Origin of the sequence: Pseudomonas sp. NFPP07 (assembly GCF_900115645.1) — a bacterium.
In the GTDB taxonomy this organism is placed as follows: Bacteria; Pseudomonadota; Gammaproteobacteria; order Pseudomonadales; family Pseudomonadaceae; genus Aquipseudomonas; species Aquipseudomonas chlororaphis.
Map to the genome: position 1 here is coordinate 447,991 of NZ_FOXG01000004.1, position 15,054 is coordinate 463,044.

General features: G+C 65.3%; 14 protein-coding genes. 4 read left to right on the top strand and 10 right to left on the bottom strand.

Annotated elements, in window-relative coordinates; genetic code table 11:
• Positions 1–59: 59 nt before the first annotated feature.
• The gene (locus BM019_RS13215) at positions 60–2,564 is read right to left on the bottom strand and encodes a flavin-containing monooxygenase (protein WP_092418508.1); all 2,505 of its coding nucleotides are present in this window, start codon (positions 2,562–2,564) and stop codon (positions 60–62) included.
• A gap of 195 nt (positions 2,565–2,759) precedes the next feature.
• Between BM019_RS13215 and BM019_RS13220 the strand changes: the two genes are divergently transcribed.
• Positions 2,760–3,791, top strand: a complete 1,032-nt coding sequence (locus tag BM019_RS13220; protein ID WP_092418509.1) for an AraC family transcriptional regulator — start codon at positions 2,760–2,762, stop codon at positions 3,789–3,791.
• A gap of 39 nt (positions 3,792–3,830) precedes the next feature.
• Here BM019_RS13220 and BM019_RS13225 read toward each other — a convergent pair whose 3' ends face one another.
• Both BM019_RS13225 and BM019_RS13230 read right to left on the bottom strand, forming a co-directional pair.
• Entirely contained in the window at positions 3,831–4,673 is an 843-nt protein-coding gene (locus BM019_RS13225; protein WP_092418510.1) for a PhzF family phenazine biosynthesis protein, read from the bottom strand.
• A gap of 208 nt (positions 4,674–4,881) precedes the next feature.
• Entirely contained in the window at positions 4,882–5,586 is a 705-nt protein-coding gene (locus BM019_RS13230) for a glutathione S-transferase family protein (RefSeq protein ID WP_092418511.1), read from the bottom strand.
• 328 nt (positions 5,587–5,914) lie between these two features.
• Between BM019_RS13230 and BM019_RS13235 the strand changes: the two genes are divergently transcribed.
• Positions 5,915–6,589 (top strand): histidine phosphatase family protein, encoded by a 675-nt coding sequence (locus BM019_RS13235; protein ID WP_085530406.1) that lies wholly within the window; start codon positions 5,915–5,917, stop codon positions 6,587–6,589.
• A gap of 10 nt (positions 6,590–6,599) precedes the next feature.
• On the opposite strand, the gene BM019_RS13240 is transcribed toward BM019_RS13235, so the two are convergent.
• From BM019_RS13240 to BM019_RS13255, 4 genes are read right to left on the bottom strand one after another with little or no spacing between them, the layout of a single operon-like run.
• Positions 6,600–7,889: an NAD(P)/FAD-dependent oxidoreductase gene (locus BM019_RS13240; protein WP_092418512.1), complete on the bottom strand. Its 1,290-nt coding sequence runs from the start codon at positions 7,887–7,889 to the stop codon at positions 6,600–6,602.
• Positions 7,886–8,632, bottom strand: a complete 747-nt coding sequence (locus tag BM019_RS13245; protein WP_009048220.1) for an amino acid ABC transporter ATP-binding protein — start codon at positions 8,630–8,632, stop codon at positions 7,886–7,888. The genes BM019_RS13240 and BM019_RS13245 overlap by 4 nt, the downstream gene beginning before the upstream one ends.
• On the bottom strand, positions 8,629–9,285 hold the full coding sequence (locus tag BM019_RS13250; protein ID WP_009043142.1) for an amino acid ABC transporter permease: 657 nt from the start codon (positions 9,283–9,285) through the stop codon (positions 8,629–8,631). The genes BM019_RS13245 and BM019_RS13250 overlap by 4 nt, the downstream gene beginning before the upstream one ends.
• 60 nt (positions 9,286–9,345) lie before the next feature.
• On the bottom strand, positions 9,346–10,107 hold the full coding sequence (locus tag BM019_RS13255) for an ABC transporter substrate-binding protein (RefSeq protein WP_092418513.1): 762 nt from the start codon (positions 10,105–10,107) through the stop codon (positions 9,346–9,348).
• A gap of 167 nt (positions 10,108–10,274) precedes the next feature.
• On the opposite strand from BM019_RS13255, the gene BM019_RS13260 reads away from it, so the two are divergent.
• Positions 10,275–11,051, top strand: a complete 777-nt coding sequence (locus BM019_RS13260; protein WP_092418514.1) for an IclR family transcriptional regulator — start codon at positions 10,275–10,277, stop codon at positions 11,049–11,051.
• A 183-nt stretch (positions 11,052–11,234) separates the two neighbouring features.
• Complete coding sequence (locus BM019_RS13265; RefSeq protein WP_092418515.1) at positions 11,235–12,296, top strand: permease; 1,062 nt, start codon at positions 11,235–11,237, stop codon at positions 12,294–12,296.
• Positions 12,297–12,413: 117 nt separating this feature from the next.
• On the opposite strand, the gene mnmH is transcribed toward BM019_RS13265, so the two are convergent.
• The 3 genes from mnmH to BM019_RS13280 are packed head-to-tail and all read right to left on the bottom strand — an operon-like array spanning position 12,414 to position 14,982.
• Entirely contained in the window at positions 12,414–13,514 is a 1,101-nt protein-coding gene (gene mnmH / locus BM019_RS13270; protein WP_092418516.1) for a tRNA 2-selenouridine(34) synthase MnmH, read from the bottom strand.
• Complete coding sequence (gene selD / locus BM019_RS13275) at positions 13,514–14,548, bottom strand: selenide, water dikinase SelD (RefSeq protein ID WP_092418517.1); 1,035 nt, start codon at positions 14,546–14,548, stop codon at positions 13,514–13,516. The genes mnmH and selD overlap by 1 nt, the downstream gene beginning before the upstream one ends.
• Positions 14,549–14,580: 32 nt before the next feature.
• Complete coding sequence (locus BM019_RS13280; RefSeq protein ID WP_092418518.1) at positions 14,581–14,982, bottom strand: nuclear transport factor 2 family protein; 402 nt, start codon at positions 14,980–14,982, stop codon at positions 14,581–14,583.
• Between the last annotated feature and the right edge of the window lie 72 nt (positions 14,983–15,054).

Below are 15,054 nucleotides of genomic sequence, written 5' to 3' on the forward strand. Positions count from 1 at the left end.
GGCGGCTTTTTTTTGCCCGAAAATCCTCGCGACCACCTTGCCGGATCGAGACAGCCTGCCTACCCATCAAGGGCTGCGGCATCCATCACCGCCGCTGCTGCGACCGCGTCGGCACAAGGCTCGCCGCGATCGTCCAGGCGGCGGCGAGCGAACAGGGCCGCTGAACGCAGGGCTTGCCTGGCCGAACGCAAGTAGAACGCCTGCAACTGAAACACATGCCACCTCGCGGCATGCACTTCCAGGCGACAGGCCACGCCGCAGTGCAGCGCGCGCTCGGCCAGGCGTGTGGCGTCCGCCAGCAGCAGTTCCTGGTCCCCCACCTGGATCAGCATCGGCGGCAGCCCACGCAAGTCGGCGCTCAATGGACTGTGCAACGGGCTCTGGGCAGGTGCTGCGTAGGCGCGCAGCCCTTGCTCGAGCCAATCGCGCCGCAGCATGGGGTCGGCGTACTGGCGGGTGATAAGGGTTGGCCCGCTCAGCGTCGTATCCGTCACCGGGGACAACAACAGCAGGCCCGCGGCAAAGGGCTCGCCACGCTGTTGCAGCGTCAGCGCCAGGGCCAGGACGAGAGAGCCACCCGCGGAGTCGCCGGCCAGCAGGATCTGCCGCGCCGGATAGCCTTGCGCCCGGATCGCCTGGTAGCAGGCCAACGCATCTTCCAGGGCCGCGGGAAACGGCTGTTCCGGCGCCAGCCGATAGTCCGCTACCCAGACGGCCATCCCCGCGTCCCGGGCCAGGCGGCTGGTAACGCTGCGGTGCGTGGCAGGGCCGCCCAGGCAGAAGGCACCGCCATGCAGATAAAGCATCACCCCACCCGCCTCGGCGTGGCCCGGTGTCAGGATTCGCAGCGGTACGCCCGAGACGTGGGCCCGTGCCTGGGTCACGCCAGCGCAGCCCGGCATCAACCAGGACAGGCCGTTGACGATACGCCGCTGGGTGGCAATGCTTCGCGGCGGACCGATCAGCGCCCGGAAGCTCACCCGCAAGAGTTGGCGCAACAAGCCAGCACTGAGGACTTCGAGGCCATCGCGGGGCTCGGCAATCACCTGCCCGTAGACCTGCCCTGACTCGCTGACCAGCGCCCTGGAAAAACCATAGGCGCGCAATGCCGAATAACGGGTCAGCCAGCGATAGGACAAGGTGAAGCCCGGCCAGTTGGTGCTGTTGTTGCCCGCTGCATCGACATACCAGCTCTTGCAACCGCTCCACACGGAACCGGCCAGGCGGCGCTGGATCCGTTGATGAAAACGCTGCTCAGCCTGGTCATCGACCTCGACGGTGGTGGCCGCAGCCTTGTGCATCGCGCGCCAGCAGCGCATGACATGGGATATCTGGCTTTCCAGCATGTAGACGATCGAGTTGTGCCCCAGGTTGGTATTGGGGCCATACAACATGAAAAAGTTGGGAAAGCCCGGCACCGCCAGCCCCAGATACGCACGTGCGCCCTGCTCCCAGGCGTGCTGCAGCTCCACCCCGCCGCGCCCGACGATCGTCATCGGTGCAAGGAACTGCGTCGCCGCGAACCCCGTGCCGTAGATGATCGCATCCACCGGGTGGTGCTTGCCGTCCAGCGTCTCGATGCCCTGCTCGGTGATGCGCCCGATACCCTCGGTGATCAACTGCACATTGGGCCGGGCCAGGGTCTTGAGGTAATCGCTGGACAGCAGGATGCGCTTGCAGCCGATGGGGTAATCCGGGATCAGTTGCCGGCGCAGCTGCGGGTCGCTGACCGACTGGTTCAACAAGCGGCGAAACGGCAGGCCGACCGCCCACTTCATCAGCCCCTTGAGGCGGGTAAAACCCAGGGCCCTGGATTCGTAGCGCAGGTAGATGGCGGCACGATGCAGCGCCATGCGCCAGGGCCTCCTGGCGAACAGCTGCTTTTCTTCATCGCTGTAGGCGCGATCGGGCCGAGGCAAGATGTAGGCCGGCGAGCGCTGGAATACCTTGAGCTGCGCCACCGGGTCGGCGATGGCCGGCACGAACTGAATCGCCGAAGCGCCCGTCCCTATCACCGCCACCCGTTTCCCCGCCAACGAGTAGCCGTGATCCCAGCTTGCGGAATGGAACACACGCCCCTTGAACGCCTGCATGCCTTCGAACGTCGGCAGCGCCGGCCGGCTGAGCTGGCCAGTGGCGCTGATCAGCACGGCGGCGCGATGCACCCGCCCACCGACTTCGGTGATGCACCACTGCGCGCTGGCCTCGTCGAATCGCGCCGCCCGTACTTCAGCGCCGAAACGGATGTGCCGCTGCACCTCATACTTGCGTACGCAATGCTGCAGATACCCCTGTATTTCGGCTTGCGGGGCAAACATCCGCGTCCAGCCGGGGTTGGGTTCGAATGAAAACGAATACAGGTGCGATGGCACATCGCAGGCAGCGCCCGGGTAACTGTTGTCTCGCCAGACGCCGCCGACATCCTGCTGTTTTTCCAGAATGATGAAGTCCGTGACGCCGGCCTTGCGCAGCGCGATGGCCATGCCGATGCCGGCAAAACCGCTGCCGATGATCACGGCGGTGAGTGGCGCCGTCGATTGCAGGTCAGGTTCGAGTTGGGGCATGCAGCACCTCTTTTGTTGTTTTTTTCATGGGCAGGCACAGGTCTTCGCATGATCAGGTCCCAGGGCTTCCCGCTAATCCCGATCAGCGTAGCCTGCGCACCCATCATGCTTGCCCGCCCTCGCCAGTCCCATGACGTAACGGGACAGATACTTTAGTATTCAGGCCAATTCCTTTCCCTGACCCAGGTCGCGAGCATGAACATGCTGGAGTTGTCGCGGGGACCGGCCAGTGCCCTGCTGATGGTGGATTTCGGTCGCGAAAGAGGCTTCTCGCCTGCGCGATTGCTGGCAGGCTCGGGCCTGTCGCTGGCCCGGCTGGCAGATCCCAACTTCGAGCTGTCATGCGCCCAGGAACTGCGCCTGATCAATAACCTGCTCAACCTGTCGGGGCACCCACAAGGGCTGGGCTATCAAGTGGGCGAGCGCTATCACTTCTCGACCTACGGGCTGTTCGGTTATGGCCTGATCAGCAGCGCGACCGCCGGTGACGCCCTGAAGCTGGCCCTGCGCTTCTTGCCGCTGACCTACGCGTTCACCCGGATCGCCTACCATGAGCAACCCCCGCTCGGCATCCTGACGTTCACCGAACCGGCGCTGGCGGACGAGTCGCTCAGAGACTTTGTGATCGAACGCGACATGGCCGCCGCCGCGATGCTGCTCAAAGAAATAGCTGGCCGCGAGTTCTCGCTGGCGGGTTTTACCCTGAAGAAGAAACGCCCGGTCGATCAGGTGGCGGCCAGTGCCGGCAATATTCTTGGCATCCGCCCCGCCTACCTCGCCGACCGCAACAGCCTGGCCTTCGATCGTTCGCTGCTGAGCCGCCCACTCCCCCAGGCAAACACCGTCACCGTCGCGATGTGCGAGCAGATGTGCGCGCAATTGATGGAGCGCCGCAGCCCCCGCACGGGCACCGCCGAGCTGGTCCGCCAGTACCTGAACATCGCCCCCCTGGGCGTACCGCCAGACCTGCCGGGCATGGCCAGCCTGATCAATCTCAGCGAGCGGACCTTGAAACGACGCCTGCACGAGGAAGGCACCTGTTACCGACACCTGCTGGAGCAGTCGCGCAGCGCCGCGGCCCTGGAGTTGCTCGGCGACCCGACGCTGAAACTGACAGACATCGCCGAAAAACTGGGCTACAGCGACCTGTCGAGTTTCTCCCAGACCTTCAAACGCTGGTACGGCGTATCCCCCAGAAGCTATCGCCACGCGTCCAGGGCCACTTAGGCAACAGACAGGCCGGGCCTGACTGCAAAGCGCCCTCGCCTACAACGTCAGGCTGCCCTCGATACAGGTCACCACCGAGCCGCCGATCCAGACTTCATCGCCGACCTGCTCGACCTGGATGCGCCCGGCCCGGCCCATGCTCAAACCCTGGCTGACCACGTAGGACGCCGGCGCCAACCCAGCGCCCAGCAGCCATTGGGCGATGCCGGCGTTGAGGCTGCCGGTGGCCGGGTCTTCCGGCATGCCGTCGCCGGCGATAAAGGCCCGCACCTCGAACTGCGCCGCGTCGCCATCGAGCTCGGGGTTCCAGGGGGCGATCACCCCCACCGCAAGGCCCTTGAGCTGTGCATAGTCGGGTTGCAGGTCGAGTACCTGGCCGCGCTCGGCCAGCAGCACCGCCAGCCAGCCGGCGCCGTTGTCCACCCATTGCGCGTCGACGATGGCATCGGGCGCCAGCCTCAGGCCCTGGCGCACCTGCTCCAGCAACCCGTCATCGACCGGGCCGGACTTGAGCAACGGCGGCGCGAGAAACGCCAGCTCGGCGCCGTGGCGGCGAATGCGCACCAGGCCGACCGCGCACTCCTGGACGATCTCCTCGCCCTTGGGCACGCCGCCGGCTTCCAGCCAGGCATGGCAGCTGCCGAGGGTCGGATGGCCGGCGAACGGCAGCTCCTGCAGGGTGGTGAAAATCCGCAGGCGATAGTCGGCCCGCGGGTCCCGGGGTTCGAGGATAAAGGTGGTTTCGCTGAGGTTGGTCCAGTTGGCGAATGCCGCCATGCGCGCGTCGCTCAACTCATCGGCGCCGAACACCACCGCCAGCGGGTTGCCCTTGAGCGGCTGGTTGCTGAAGACATCCACCTGCTTGAAATCGAATCGGCTCATTACGGGTCCTTGTCTGAATGAACGCGGTCAGGCCTGGAACCGGCCTGACCTGCAAAAAAGCATACCTGTAGCCGCTGGCGAAGCCTGCGATCGATGACGCAGTCATCGCAAAAGGACCCACGCGTTGTGCCAGACAGAACGCGTCGTCAGGTTCTACGACGACTGCGTCGCCGAGCGCAGCCTGCGGCAGCGGCTACAGAGAGGGCAGTCAGACCGGCTTGGGGATTTCCAGGCCGCGGATCACCGCCGGGCGCGCGAGGAAACGCTCGAGCACGCGCTGCACGTTGGGGAAGTCCTTGAAGCCCACCAGATCGCCCGCTTCATAGAAGCCGGTCAGGTTGCGCACCCAGGGGAAGGTGGCGATATCGGCGATGGTGTAGCGCTCGCCCATGATCCAGTCGCGGCCTTGCAGACGGCCCTCGAGCACGCTCAGCAGGCGGCGGGATTCGGCGACGTAGCGGTCGCGCGGACGCTTGTCCTCGTAATCCTTGCCGGCGAATTTATTGAAGAAGCCCAACTGGCCGAACATCGGGCCGATGCCGCCCATCTGGAACATCAGCCACTGAATGGTCTCGTAGCGCGCCGCGGATTCCTGGGCCAGCAGTTGCCCGCTCTTGTCCGCCAGGTAGATCAGGATCGCCCCCGACTCGAACAGCGCCAGCGGCTGGTCGCCCGGGCCGTGGGGATCGAGGATCGCCGGGATCTTGTTGTTCGGGTTCAGCGAGAGGAACTCGGGGGACATCTGGTCGTTGGTTTCGAAACTGACGCGATGCGGCTCGTAGGGCAGCCCGATCTCTTCGAGCATGATCGAGACCTTGACGCCGTTGGGGGTCGGCAAGGAATACAGCTGAATCCAGTCGGCGTACTGCGCCGGCCATTTCTGGGTGATGGGGAATGCATGGAGATCGGTCATGACAGGCTTCCAATGACAGTCAGATGAAAGGCCGTGGCCCGGGGCCGGGCGCGACGGCGCTAGATTACAGGCATCGGTCCGCGGCGCGCATTCTTAAATTCGAAACATCCGGTGGTTAAGCTTCCCGGCAGCCAGACAGCGGTGCGGATAAAGTGACGGGCCACGCTCGCAGCCCCATGCCCGGATCGAACCAAAAGGCGTCCTGGGACTCTGAGCACTACCTACGGGTAGAACACTCGTTCAACGACAGGGAAAACCACGCGAAGCGGGAGCTCGCCGTGGAAAGGTTTGTCAGCCTTAACCGATTGCGCTGAAGTACCGACGATCCATGAAGAATCTGCTGAGTTTCACCCAACGCCTGCAACACCGGTCCTACGTGTTCTTCCCGGCGCTGCTGCTGACCAGTGGGCTGCTGCTGTCGCTGGAGTCCAGTGAAAGTCGCGCCCAGCCGGTGGACGGCACCCAGACCCTGGTCTTTTTGCGCCACGCGGAAAAACCCGCCGGCGGCCTCGGCCAGCTCAACTGCCAGGGCCTGAACCGCGCCATCGACCTGGCGTCTTTGTTGCCGGAAAAATTCGGCAAGGCCAATTACGTATTCGCCGCCAACCCGACGCGCAATGTCGAGGAAGGCGAGCTCGACAACTCCTACAGCTACATCCGCCCGCTGATGACCATCAGCCCCAGCGCCATCAAGCTCGGCCTGCCGGTGAACATCGAATTCTCGGCCAACGACACCAGCGAGCTGGCCGACGAGCTGCTGCATGACCGTTATCACAACTCGATCATCTACACCGCCTGGTCCCACGGCTATCTGCCGGAGCTGATCAACAAGGTGGCGCGCGAAGCCGTCGGCGAAAAACGCACCATCACCGACGACTGGGCCTCCAACGACTTCGACTCGCTCTACGTGCTGACCCTGACCTGGCACAACGGCAAGGCCACCCTCGACAGCCGCAGCTACAAGCAGGGCCTGGATAACGGCGAGGAAAACTGCCCGACCTGATACGCCGCCCTCAGCGCAGGGCGTCCAGCAGGCGGTACCAGGCGATCCCCGCCCCCAGGTACAGACGCTGCAAGCCATGCAGCGGAATCGGCCGGATCGGCGTCACCGGAAACGGAAATTCACTGCTCGCCCCCGACAGCCGCGCCGCCAGGTGCTTGCCCAGGGCCGTGGACAAGGCGATGCCGCGACCGTTGTAGCCGAGCAGGATCGACAACCCCGGCTGCGGCTCATGCAGCTGCGGCAGGAAACTCTGATTCAACGCCACCCGCCCGCTCCAGCGATACTCGATGGGCGTGCCCGCCAACTGCGGAAACAGGCCCAGCAACGAACGCTCCAGATGGTGCCAGTCGCCGCTGTGGCTCGGCTCGGAAAACGGTCCGCGCCCCCCCAGCAACAAGCGCCCCTGGGCATCCTGTTTGAAATACAGCAACAGGCGCCGGGCGTCGGAACAGACCTCGCCGTTCGGCAGGATGCCCTGGCGCAGCTCGGCCGACAGCGGGCGGGTGGCGATGATGAAACTGTTGGCAGCAATCACCGTCTGCCGCAGCCGTGGCCACAGGTCGTCGGTGTAGCCATTGGTCGCCAGCACCACGCGCTGGGCCTGGACCCGATGGCCCTGGGCGGTGCGCAACTGCCACTGCCCGCCTTCGCGCTGCAAAGCCTCGACCCGGGTCTGCCCGTGAATCCGCACGCCCTGCTGCTGCGCCACCCTGGCCAGGCCGCGCGCATAGTTCAGCGGGTGCAGGCTGCCGGCGCGCGGATCGACCCAGCCGCCGAGGTAGTTCTGGCTGCCGATGCGCCGACCGACAGCGGCGCGGTCGAGCAATTCCACCGCCACCCCGCGCCGACGCCACTGCTCGGCGCGCTGTTCGATGGCCTGCAGGGAACTGGCGGAAAACGCCGGCTGAATCCAACCCTTGCGCGTCGCATCGCAAGCGATGCGATGCTGCTCGATCAGGGCGAACACTTCGTCGGCGGCCGAGCCGGCCGCCTCCAGCATGGCCTCGGCGCGGGCCGCGCCGAACTTGGCCAGCAACTGATCCGGGTCGTACTTGAGCCCGGGAATCACCTGCCCGCCGTTGCGTCCGGAGGCACCCCAACCCGGCTCCCCGGCGTCCAGCACACAGACGCTGACCCCGGCCTCGGCCAGGCGCAGCGCGGTCACCAGCCCGGTGTAGCCGGCGCCGACTATGGCCACATCGACCCGCAGGTCTTCGGCCAGCGCCGGGGTCTCGACCGCCGCCGTCGCCGTGGCGGCCCACAAGGAAGGCGGCAGGCGCAAGGTTTCGGCGGCCTTCATGCCTGCACCTCCGCGCCCTGATTGAGCAGGCGCTTGAGGAAGTCCTGGGTGCGCGGATGGCGCGGCGCGCTCAGCACCTGCTTCGCCGGCCCGGCCTCGACGATCTTGCCGCTGTGGAGGAAACACACCTTGTCCGCCACGTCCTGGGCAAAGCCCATTTCGTGGGTGACCACAATCATGGTCATGCCTTCGTCGGCGAGCTTGCGCATCACCGCCAGCACCTCGCCCACCAGCTCCGGGTCCAGCGCCGAGGTCGGCTCGTCGAACAGGATCGCCTGCGGGTCCATGGCCAGGGCCCGGGCGATCGCCACCCGCTGCTGCTGGCCGCCGGACAGCTCGTCCGGATAGGCGTGCATGCGATGGGCCAGGCCGACTTTTTCCAGCAGCGCCTCGGCCCGCTCCCGGGCCTGCTGCGGGTTCTGCTTCTTCACGTAGATCGGCCCTTCGGTGACGTTCTGCAACGCGGTGCGATGGGGGAACAGGTTGAAGCGCTGGAACACCATGGCCACCTGAGTACGCAGCTGGTGAATGGTCTTGCCATGGCGGTCGACCCGTTCGCCGCTGACCAGGATGTCGCCCTGCTCGTAGCTTTCCAGGCCGTTGATGCAGCGCAGCAGGGTCGACTTGCCGGACCCCGAGGGTCCGATCAGGCACACCACTTCCCCGCTCTGCACGCTCAGGTCGATGCCTTCGAGTACCGCCACGTTGCCGAAACTCTTGTGTACGCCCTTGATCTCGATCATGACTTTCTCCGGGTGCTGAAGCGCGCCTCCAGGCGACGCAGGGCAAAGGACAACGGCAGGCTCAGGGCCAGGTAGAGCAAGGCCACCAGGGTGTAGACGGTCATGTTCTCGAAGGTCGAGGACGCGATGAGCTGACCGGCGCGGGTCATTTCGGCCACGGTGATGGTGGACACCAGCGAGGAGTCCTTGAGCATCATCACCAGGGTATTGCCATAGGGCGGCAAGGCGATGCGAAAGGCCTGGGGCAGGACCACCCGGCGCATGATCATGCCGCCGCGCATGCCGATGGATTCGGCCGCCTCGATCTGCCCCTGGTGAATGGCCTGGATGCCGGCGCGGAAGTTCTCCGCCTGGTACGCCGAGTAGGCGATGCCCAGGCCAATCACCCCAGCCTGCATGGCCGTGAGCTGGATGCCGAAATCCGGCAGCACGAAGTAGATGTAGAACAGCTGCACGATGATCGGCAGGCCGCGAATGACGTTGACCACGCCAATCGCGAACAGGGAGATCGAGCGCACCTTGGACACCATCATCAAGGCGAATACCAGGCCGATCAGCGAGCTGAGCACAAAGGAGCCGGCCGTGACCTGCAAGGTGACCACCGCCCCTTTCAGCAGAATGGGGAGGAAGTCCAGAGCGTTCTGGAGAAACATAGGAGGACCTGCGCAATCAGGAGTGAAGCGACCCCGCCGGACGGCCGGGCCGCGGGGTGGTCAGTTGAGCTTCCACTTCTCGATGATCCGCTCCAGGGAGCCGTCGGCCTTGATCGCCGCGATGCCGCGGTTGACCTGGTCCAGGGTCTGCGCATCGCCCTTGCGCACGATCAGGCAGACATCGCCCATCACCACCGGTTGGTAGCTTTTCACCAGCTGCACCTTGTTCTGGGTGCCCTGGGCCAGTTGGTAGGCGACGATCGGCCGGTCGGCGAAACCGGCCTTGATCCGCCCCAGCGCCAGGTCGCGCAGCAGGTCGGGGATCGAGTCGTAGCCGCGCACTTCCTTGAAGATCCCGCGCTTGTTCAACTCATCGATGAACACCGTGCCGACCTGGGCGCCGACCACCTGGTCCTTGAAGTCCTCCATGCGGGTGTAGGCGGTGTTGTCGTCGGCGCGCACGATCAGCCCCTCGCCATAGCTGAACACCGGGTTGGAGTACTGCACCACCTTCTCCCGCGCCGGGGTGCGCAGCATGGCGGCGGAAATAATGTCGATCTTGTTCGAGGTCAGCGAGGGAATCAGCGCGGCGAAGGTGGTCTGCTGGATGTCCACCTCGAAGCCGCCGGCCTGGCCCACCGCACGGGCGGCGTCGATCATCATGCCTTCGATGCTCTGGCTCTTGACGTCGAGAAAGGTGAAGGGAATGCCGGTGGCGGTGGCGCCGACCTTGTACACCGGCGCGGCGCCGGCACTGACAGAACCGACGAGGCCGGCGGTGAGTGCGCAGCACAATGCAAGGACACGAAAACGCTTTTGCATGGCGAATCTCCCATTGGACGATTTTATTGTTTGAAGTCCGTGATGGTTGGCCTCTGATAGTGGGGCAGGAGGCATGGACCGACTATAAACAATTTACAAAAATCGTAAAGAGATTTATAAATATCGAATATCGATATTTAAAACACAAAAAACCCAAAGGAACCGCCATGAGCGGCACCCCCAATAGCCTGTTCAATCAGTCGCTGGAAAAAGGCCTGGCGGTCCTGCGCGCCTTCAACGCCGCCCAACGGACCATGAACCTGGCGGAAATCGCCGAGGCCGCCGAGATCAACAAAAGCTCGGCGCAACGCATGATCCACACCCTGGAGCAGCTCGGTTACGTGCGTAAGCACCCGCAGACCAAACGCTTCCAGCTGACCCCGCGGGTGATGGAGATCGGCTACAACTACCTGGCCGCCGACACCCTGGTGGACGTGGCCAACCCGTTCCTTGCCGAACTGGCCCAGGTCACCGGCGAAACCACCAACCTCACCGAGCCCGATGGCCTGGACATGGTCTATGTCGCGCGCTTTGTGGCGCCCAAGTTCATTCCGATCCACATGCCCATCGGCAGCCGCATCCCGATGTACTGCACCGGCTCCGGCCGCGCCTACCTCAGCGCCCTGCCCGACCAGGAAGCCCTGGCGATGCTCCAGGCCAGCGACCGCCAGGCCCATACCCGGCACACCCTGACCGGGATCGACGCGATCCATGGGGAAATCGTCGCCACCCGCCAGCGCGGTTACGCCCTGAACCAGGAAGAGCTGTTTCTCGGCGACATGAGCATCGCCGCGCCGATCATCGGCAGCCAGGGCCTGCCGGTGGCCGCCGTGCATGTGGTGATCCCCAGCAGCCGCTGGACCCTGGAAGAAGCCGAACGCAAGCTGGCGCCTTCGGTGATCGAGTGCGCCCGGGCGATTCGCACCTCGATTCGTACCCTCTGAGTGGCCATGACCCTTTGGTAGTCGCCGGTGCGGATTCCGGGATTTGGCCCGGCACTCCGTGTTGCGAGGTTTTACCACCGCTGCGCGGTCGATCGCAGCCTGCGGCAGCGGCTACACAGGCGCGCAAGGTGCGCGAGTAGGCTAAGATTCGCGACCTAACGTCATTGCCCGGAATCACTGTTCATGTCCAGCCTTGCCCCTGCCAGCCCCGTCCGGGGCTGGTCGTTCTGGTGGAAACCCGCCCTGTTCGTCCTGGTGGCGTGTGTCGGCCTCTACTTCGTCAAGTGGTCGCCCTACTACGCCAAGGCCTTTATCGCCGCCGACAGCCACAGCATCGGCGCCTCGATCATCAACGATCAGCCCTCCTCGCCTTTGAACGCCGCCCTGGCCTACGCCCAGGTGTATTTCCTGGCGATCTGGAAGGCCGCGGTGCTGGCGGTGATCCTCGGTTCGCTGCTGCAAGTGCTGATCCCGCGGGACTGGCTGCTGCGCCTGTTCGGCCGCGCCGGTTTCGGCTCGACTTTGCGCGGCGGGCTGTTCGCCCTGCCGGGCATGATGTGCTCCTGCTGCGCCGCGCCCGTGGCGGCGAGCATGCGCCGGCAGAATGTCTCGGTAGGCGCGGCGCTGGCCTTCTGGATCGCCAACCCGGTGCTCAACCCGGCGACCCTGGTGTTCATGGGCTTTGTCCTGGGCTGGGGTTTCACCGCGCTGCGGCTGGTGGCGGGCATCGTGCTGGTGCTGGGGGTATCGCTGGTGGCCCAGCGCATCGCCCGTCCCGAGCAACTGCCGGAAGCGGCGGTGGAGGCCGTGGTCGAGGCCAGCACGGGCAATGAAGGTGCGTTCTTCAGCCGCTGGGCGCGCAGCCTGTGGCAACTGTTCTGGAGCACCATTCCGATCTATGTGCTGGCGGTGCTGGTGCTGGGCGCGGCGCGGGTCTGGCTGTTCCCCCATGTCGAGGGCGCGATTGGCGACAGCCTGCTGTGGCTGGTGCCGCTGGCGATTGTCGGCACGCTGTTCGTGATTCCCACCGCCGCGGAAATCCCCATCGTGCAGACCATGATGACCCTGGGCATGGGCACCGGCCCGGCGGTGGCCTTGCTGATGACCCTGCCGAGCATCAGCCTGCCGTCGCTTTTAATGCTGCGCAAGGATTTCGATGCACGGGTGCTGATGACCGTGGCCGGCCTGACCATGCTGATTGGCGTGGTGTGCGGGTTGATTGGCGCGGCGTTGTTGTCAGCATGATTTGATGGCGTCCTTACGGACGTCATCGCGAGCAAGCTCGCTCCTACATGGACAGCGCAACTCCCCGTAGGAGCGAGCTTGCTCGCGATGGGGCCAAAGGCCCCGCCCGCTACCGCCTCAACCGCGCTTGGCGCGCTCGCGCAAATACTCCAGCACCGCCGCCTGTTCGCCGACGAACTCGATGCGCGCGCCCTTGCTTTCGCGCTGGAAGGCATACATCGGGTCGTAATATTCCTTGAGCAAGCCTTCGATCCAGGCCCGGTGCAGGTCCACGCTGCCGCTGCGGGCCTGCTCGGCCAGGGCGGCCTCCAGCAGCTGGTACAGGCGCTGGTGACGCTCGCCCCCCAGGCGTTTGCGGATGTTGTTCAGGCTTTCCAGCAGGCGCTCGGAAAACCGCGCGAAACCGTCCTCGCCATGCACCGCGACGAACTCCGCGCACAAGTCGATCACGTAGTCGCGCAGGATCCGCTCGATCCGCCCCTCCAGGCCATCCTCCAGCCAGACCATGGGGAAACGCTGCATGCCCTGGTACAGCGGCAACGGCAAGGCGCAGCTGCCGATCATGCGGTTCTCGTCTTCCAGCACGAACCCGCCGATGCCACGCTCGCGCTTTTTCAGGATGTCCACCGCCAGGCGGTTCTCGAAGTCGATGTTCGACGGCTGGCCACTGGCGCGCTTGCCGAAACTGGAGCCGCGATGGTTGGCGTGGCCTTCCAGGTCCAGGCCGTTGGCCAGTTGGTTGAGCACCTCGGTCTTGCCGATGCCGGTCATGCCGCCGAGCAGGACAAAATCACACTCGGCCACCGCTCCTTCGAGGGTGTCGAGCAGGAAGGTACGCATGGCCTTGTAGCCGCCGCCGACCCGCGGGTAGTCGATGCCGGCCTCGTCCTTGAGCCACTGCTGGACGATCTGCGAACGCAGGCCGCCGCGGAAGCAGTACAGGTAGCCATCGGGGTGGGCCCGGGCGAAATCGGCCCAGGCCTGGATGCGCTCGGCCTTGATCGCCCCGGACACCAGCTGGTGCCCGAGGACGATCGCCGCCTGCTGGCCCTGCTGCTTGTAGCAGGTGCCGACCCGCTGCCGTTCGTGGTCGGTCATCAGTGGCAGGTTGACCACGCCGGGAAAGGCGCCCTTGCTGAATTCGACCGGCGCGCGGGTATCCATCATCGGCCGGTCGTTGAGGAAGATTTCGCGGTAGTTGGTGATATCGATGGGCATCAGATCACCTCGACCGCGTTGCTCTGTCGTTCCACCAGCTCACCGATCGGCGCCAGTTCCAGGCCGAGTTCGGCGGCCAGCGCGAGGAAGGCCGCATTGCCTTCCGGGGTGACGGCGATCAACAGCCCGCCGCTGGTCTGCGGGTCGCACAGCACCAGCTTGTGCAGGGCCTGGATACGCCCGAGCTTGTCGGCGTAGCTGTCGAAATTGCGCTGGGTGCCGCCCGGTATGCAGCCCTGGTCGAGGTAGTACTCGACCCCTGGCAGGCGCGGCACGCGATCGTAGTGAATACGCGCGGTCAGGCCGCTGCCACCGGCCATTTCCACCAGGTGCCCGAGCAGGCCGAAACCGGTGACGTCGGTCATCGCGGTCACGCCGTCGAGCTTGCCGAAGCGGCTGCCGGGCTTGTTCAGGGTGCACATCCAGTCGCGGGCCAGGCCGACGTCGGCGCTGCGCAACTTGCCCTTCTTCTCGGCCGTGGTCAGCACGCCGATGCCCAGGGGCTTGGTCAGGTACAGCAGGCAACCGGCGGTGGCGGTGTCGTTGCGCTTCATGTGGCGCTTTTCCACCAGGCCAGTCACGGCCAGGCCGAAGATCGGTTCCGGGGCGTCGATCGAATGGCCGCCGGCCAGGGGGATGCCGGCCGCGTCGCACACCGCGCGGCCGCCGCGAATCACCTCGCGGGCGATTTCCGGCGCCAGCACGTTCACTGGCCAGCCAAGGATGGCGATGGCCATCAAGGGGTCGCCGCCCATGGCGTAGATGTCGCTGATGGCGTTGGTCGCGGCGATGCGCCCGAAGTCGAACGGGTCGTCGACGATCGGCATGAAAAAGTCGGTGGTCGAGACCACGCCGCGCTCTTCGTCGATGGCGTACACCGCCGCGTCGTCGCGCGAGGCATTGCCGACCCAGAGTTTCGGGTCGAGGTTCTGCGCGCCGCTGCCGGCCAGAATCACCTCCAGGACCTGGGGAGAAATCTTGCAACCGCAACCCGCGCCGTGGCTGTACTGGGTCAGGCGAATCGGCTCGCTCATGGGGCACCTCTGGAAGTCGTGGACCGGCGATTCTAACAGAGCCCTCGCCTCTGGGAGTGTCCTCGGCCGTCGACCCGCGGTGCCGCCCGCGTGCCCTGATGAAAGACCATGCGCCAGGCGTCGCCGTCCTGCCGCCAGCACGAGCTACGCAGCGAATCCTGGGGTGCTTGCCGGTCGATCAGCGTGCGGCAGCGGTAGGTCACCAGCGCCACGCCGGTGGCCAGCAGTTGCACGCGAAAGTCACTGACGCTGTGCTGTGCCGGCGCCTCTTCGAGGAGCGCCTCGATGATCTGCGCCCGGTTCCAGACCCGGCCGCTGGCGCCGAACTCGACGAACTCCTCGGCCAGCAGTTGGACCAGGCGCCGACGGTCCGCGCGCACAGCCGGGTCGTGCAGCTCGCTTTCCAGCGCCAGCAGTTGTGCAGGCAGTTGCATGTCGCTCCTCCAGTCGATCCAGCCTGCAAGCATAGCGGCAAAAAAAAACCGCCCTTTCGGGCGGTTGCAAGG

Coding starts and splice junctions, on each gene's coding strand:
- BM019_RS13215 (WP_092418508.1), bottom strand. CDS start 2,564: ATGCCCCAACTCGAACCTGACCTGCAATCGACGGCGCCACTCACCGCC.
- BM019_RS13220 (WP_092418509.1), top strand. CDS start 2,760: ATGAACATGCTGGAGTTGTCGCGGGGACCGGCCAGTGCCCTGCTGATG.
- BM019_RS13225 (WP_092418510.1), bottom strand. CDS start 4,673: ATGAGCCGATTCGATTTCAAGCAGGTGGATGTCTTCAGCAACCAGCCG.
- BM019_RS13230 (WP_092418511.1), bottom strand. CDS start 5,586: ATGACCGATCTCCATGCATTCCCCATCACCCAGAAATGGCCGGCGCAG.
- BM019_RS13235 (WP_085530406.1), top strand. CDS start 5,915: ATGAAGAATCTGCTGAGTTTCACCCAACGCCTGCAACACCGGTCCTAC.
- BM019_RS13240 (WP_092418512.1), bottom strand. CDS start 7,889: ATGAAGGCCGCCGAAACCTTGCGCCTGCCGCCTTCCTTGTGGGCCGCC.
- BM019_RS13245 (WP_009048220.1), bottom strand. CDS start 8,632: ATGATCGAGATCAAGGGCGTACACAAGAGTTTCGGCAACGTGGCGGTA.
- BM019_RS13250 (WP_009043142.1), bottom strand. CDS start 9,285: ATGTTTCTCCAGAACGCTCTGGACTTCCTCCCCATTCTGCTGAAAGGG.
- BM019_RS13255 (WP_092418513.1), bottom strand. CDS start 10,107: ATGCAAAAGCGTTTTCGTGTCCTTGCATTGTGCTGCGCACTCACCGCC.
- BM019_RS13260 (WP_092418514.1), top strand. CDS start 10,275: ATGAGCGGCACCCCCAATAGCCTGTTCAATCAGTCGCTGGAAAAAGGC.
- BM019_RS13265 (WP_092418515.1), top strand. CDS start 11,235: ATGTCCAGCCTTGCCCCTGCCAGCCCCGTCCGGGGCTGGTCGTTCTGG.
- mnmH (WP_092418516.1), bottom strand. CDS start 13,514: ATGCCCATCGATATCACCAACTACCGCGAAATCTTCCTCAACGACCGG.
- selD (WP_092418517.1), bottom strand. CDS start 14,548: ATGAGCGAGCCGATTCGCCTGACCCAGTACAGCCACGGCGCGGGTTGC.
- BM019_RS13280 (WP_092418518.1), bottom strand. CDS start 14,982: ATGCAACTGCCTGCACAACTGCTGGCGCTGGAAAGCGAGCTGCACGAC.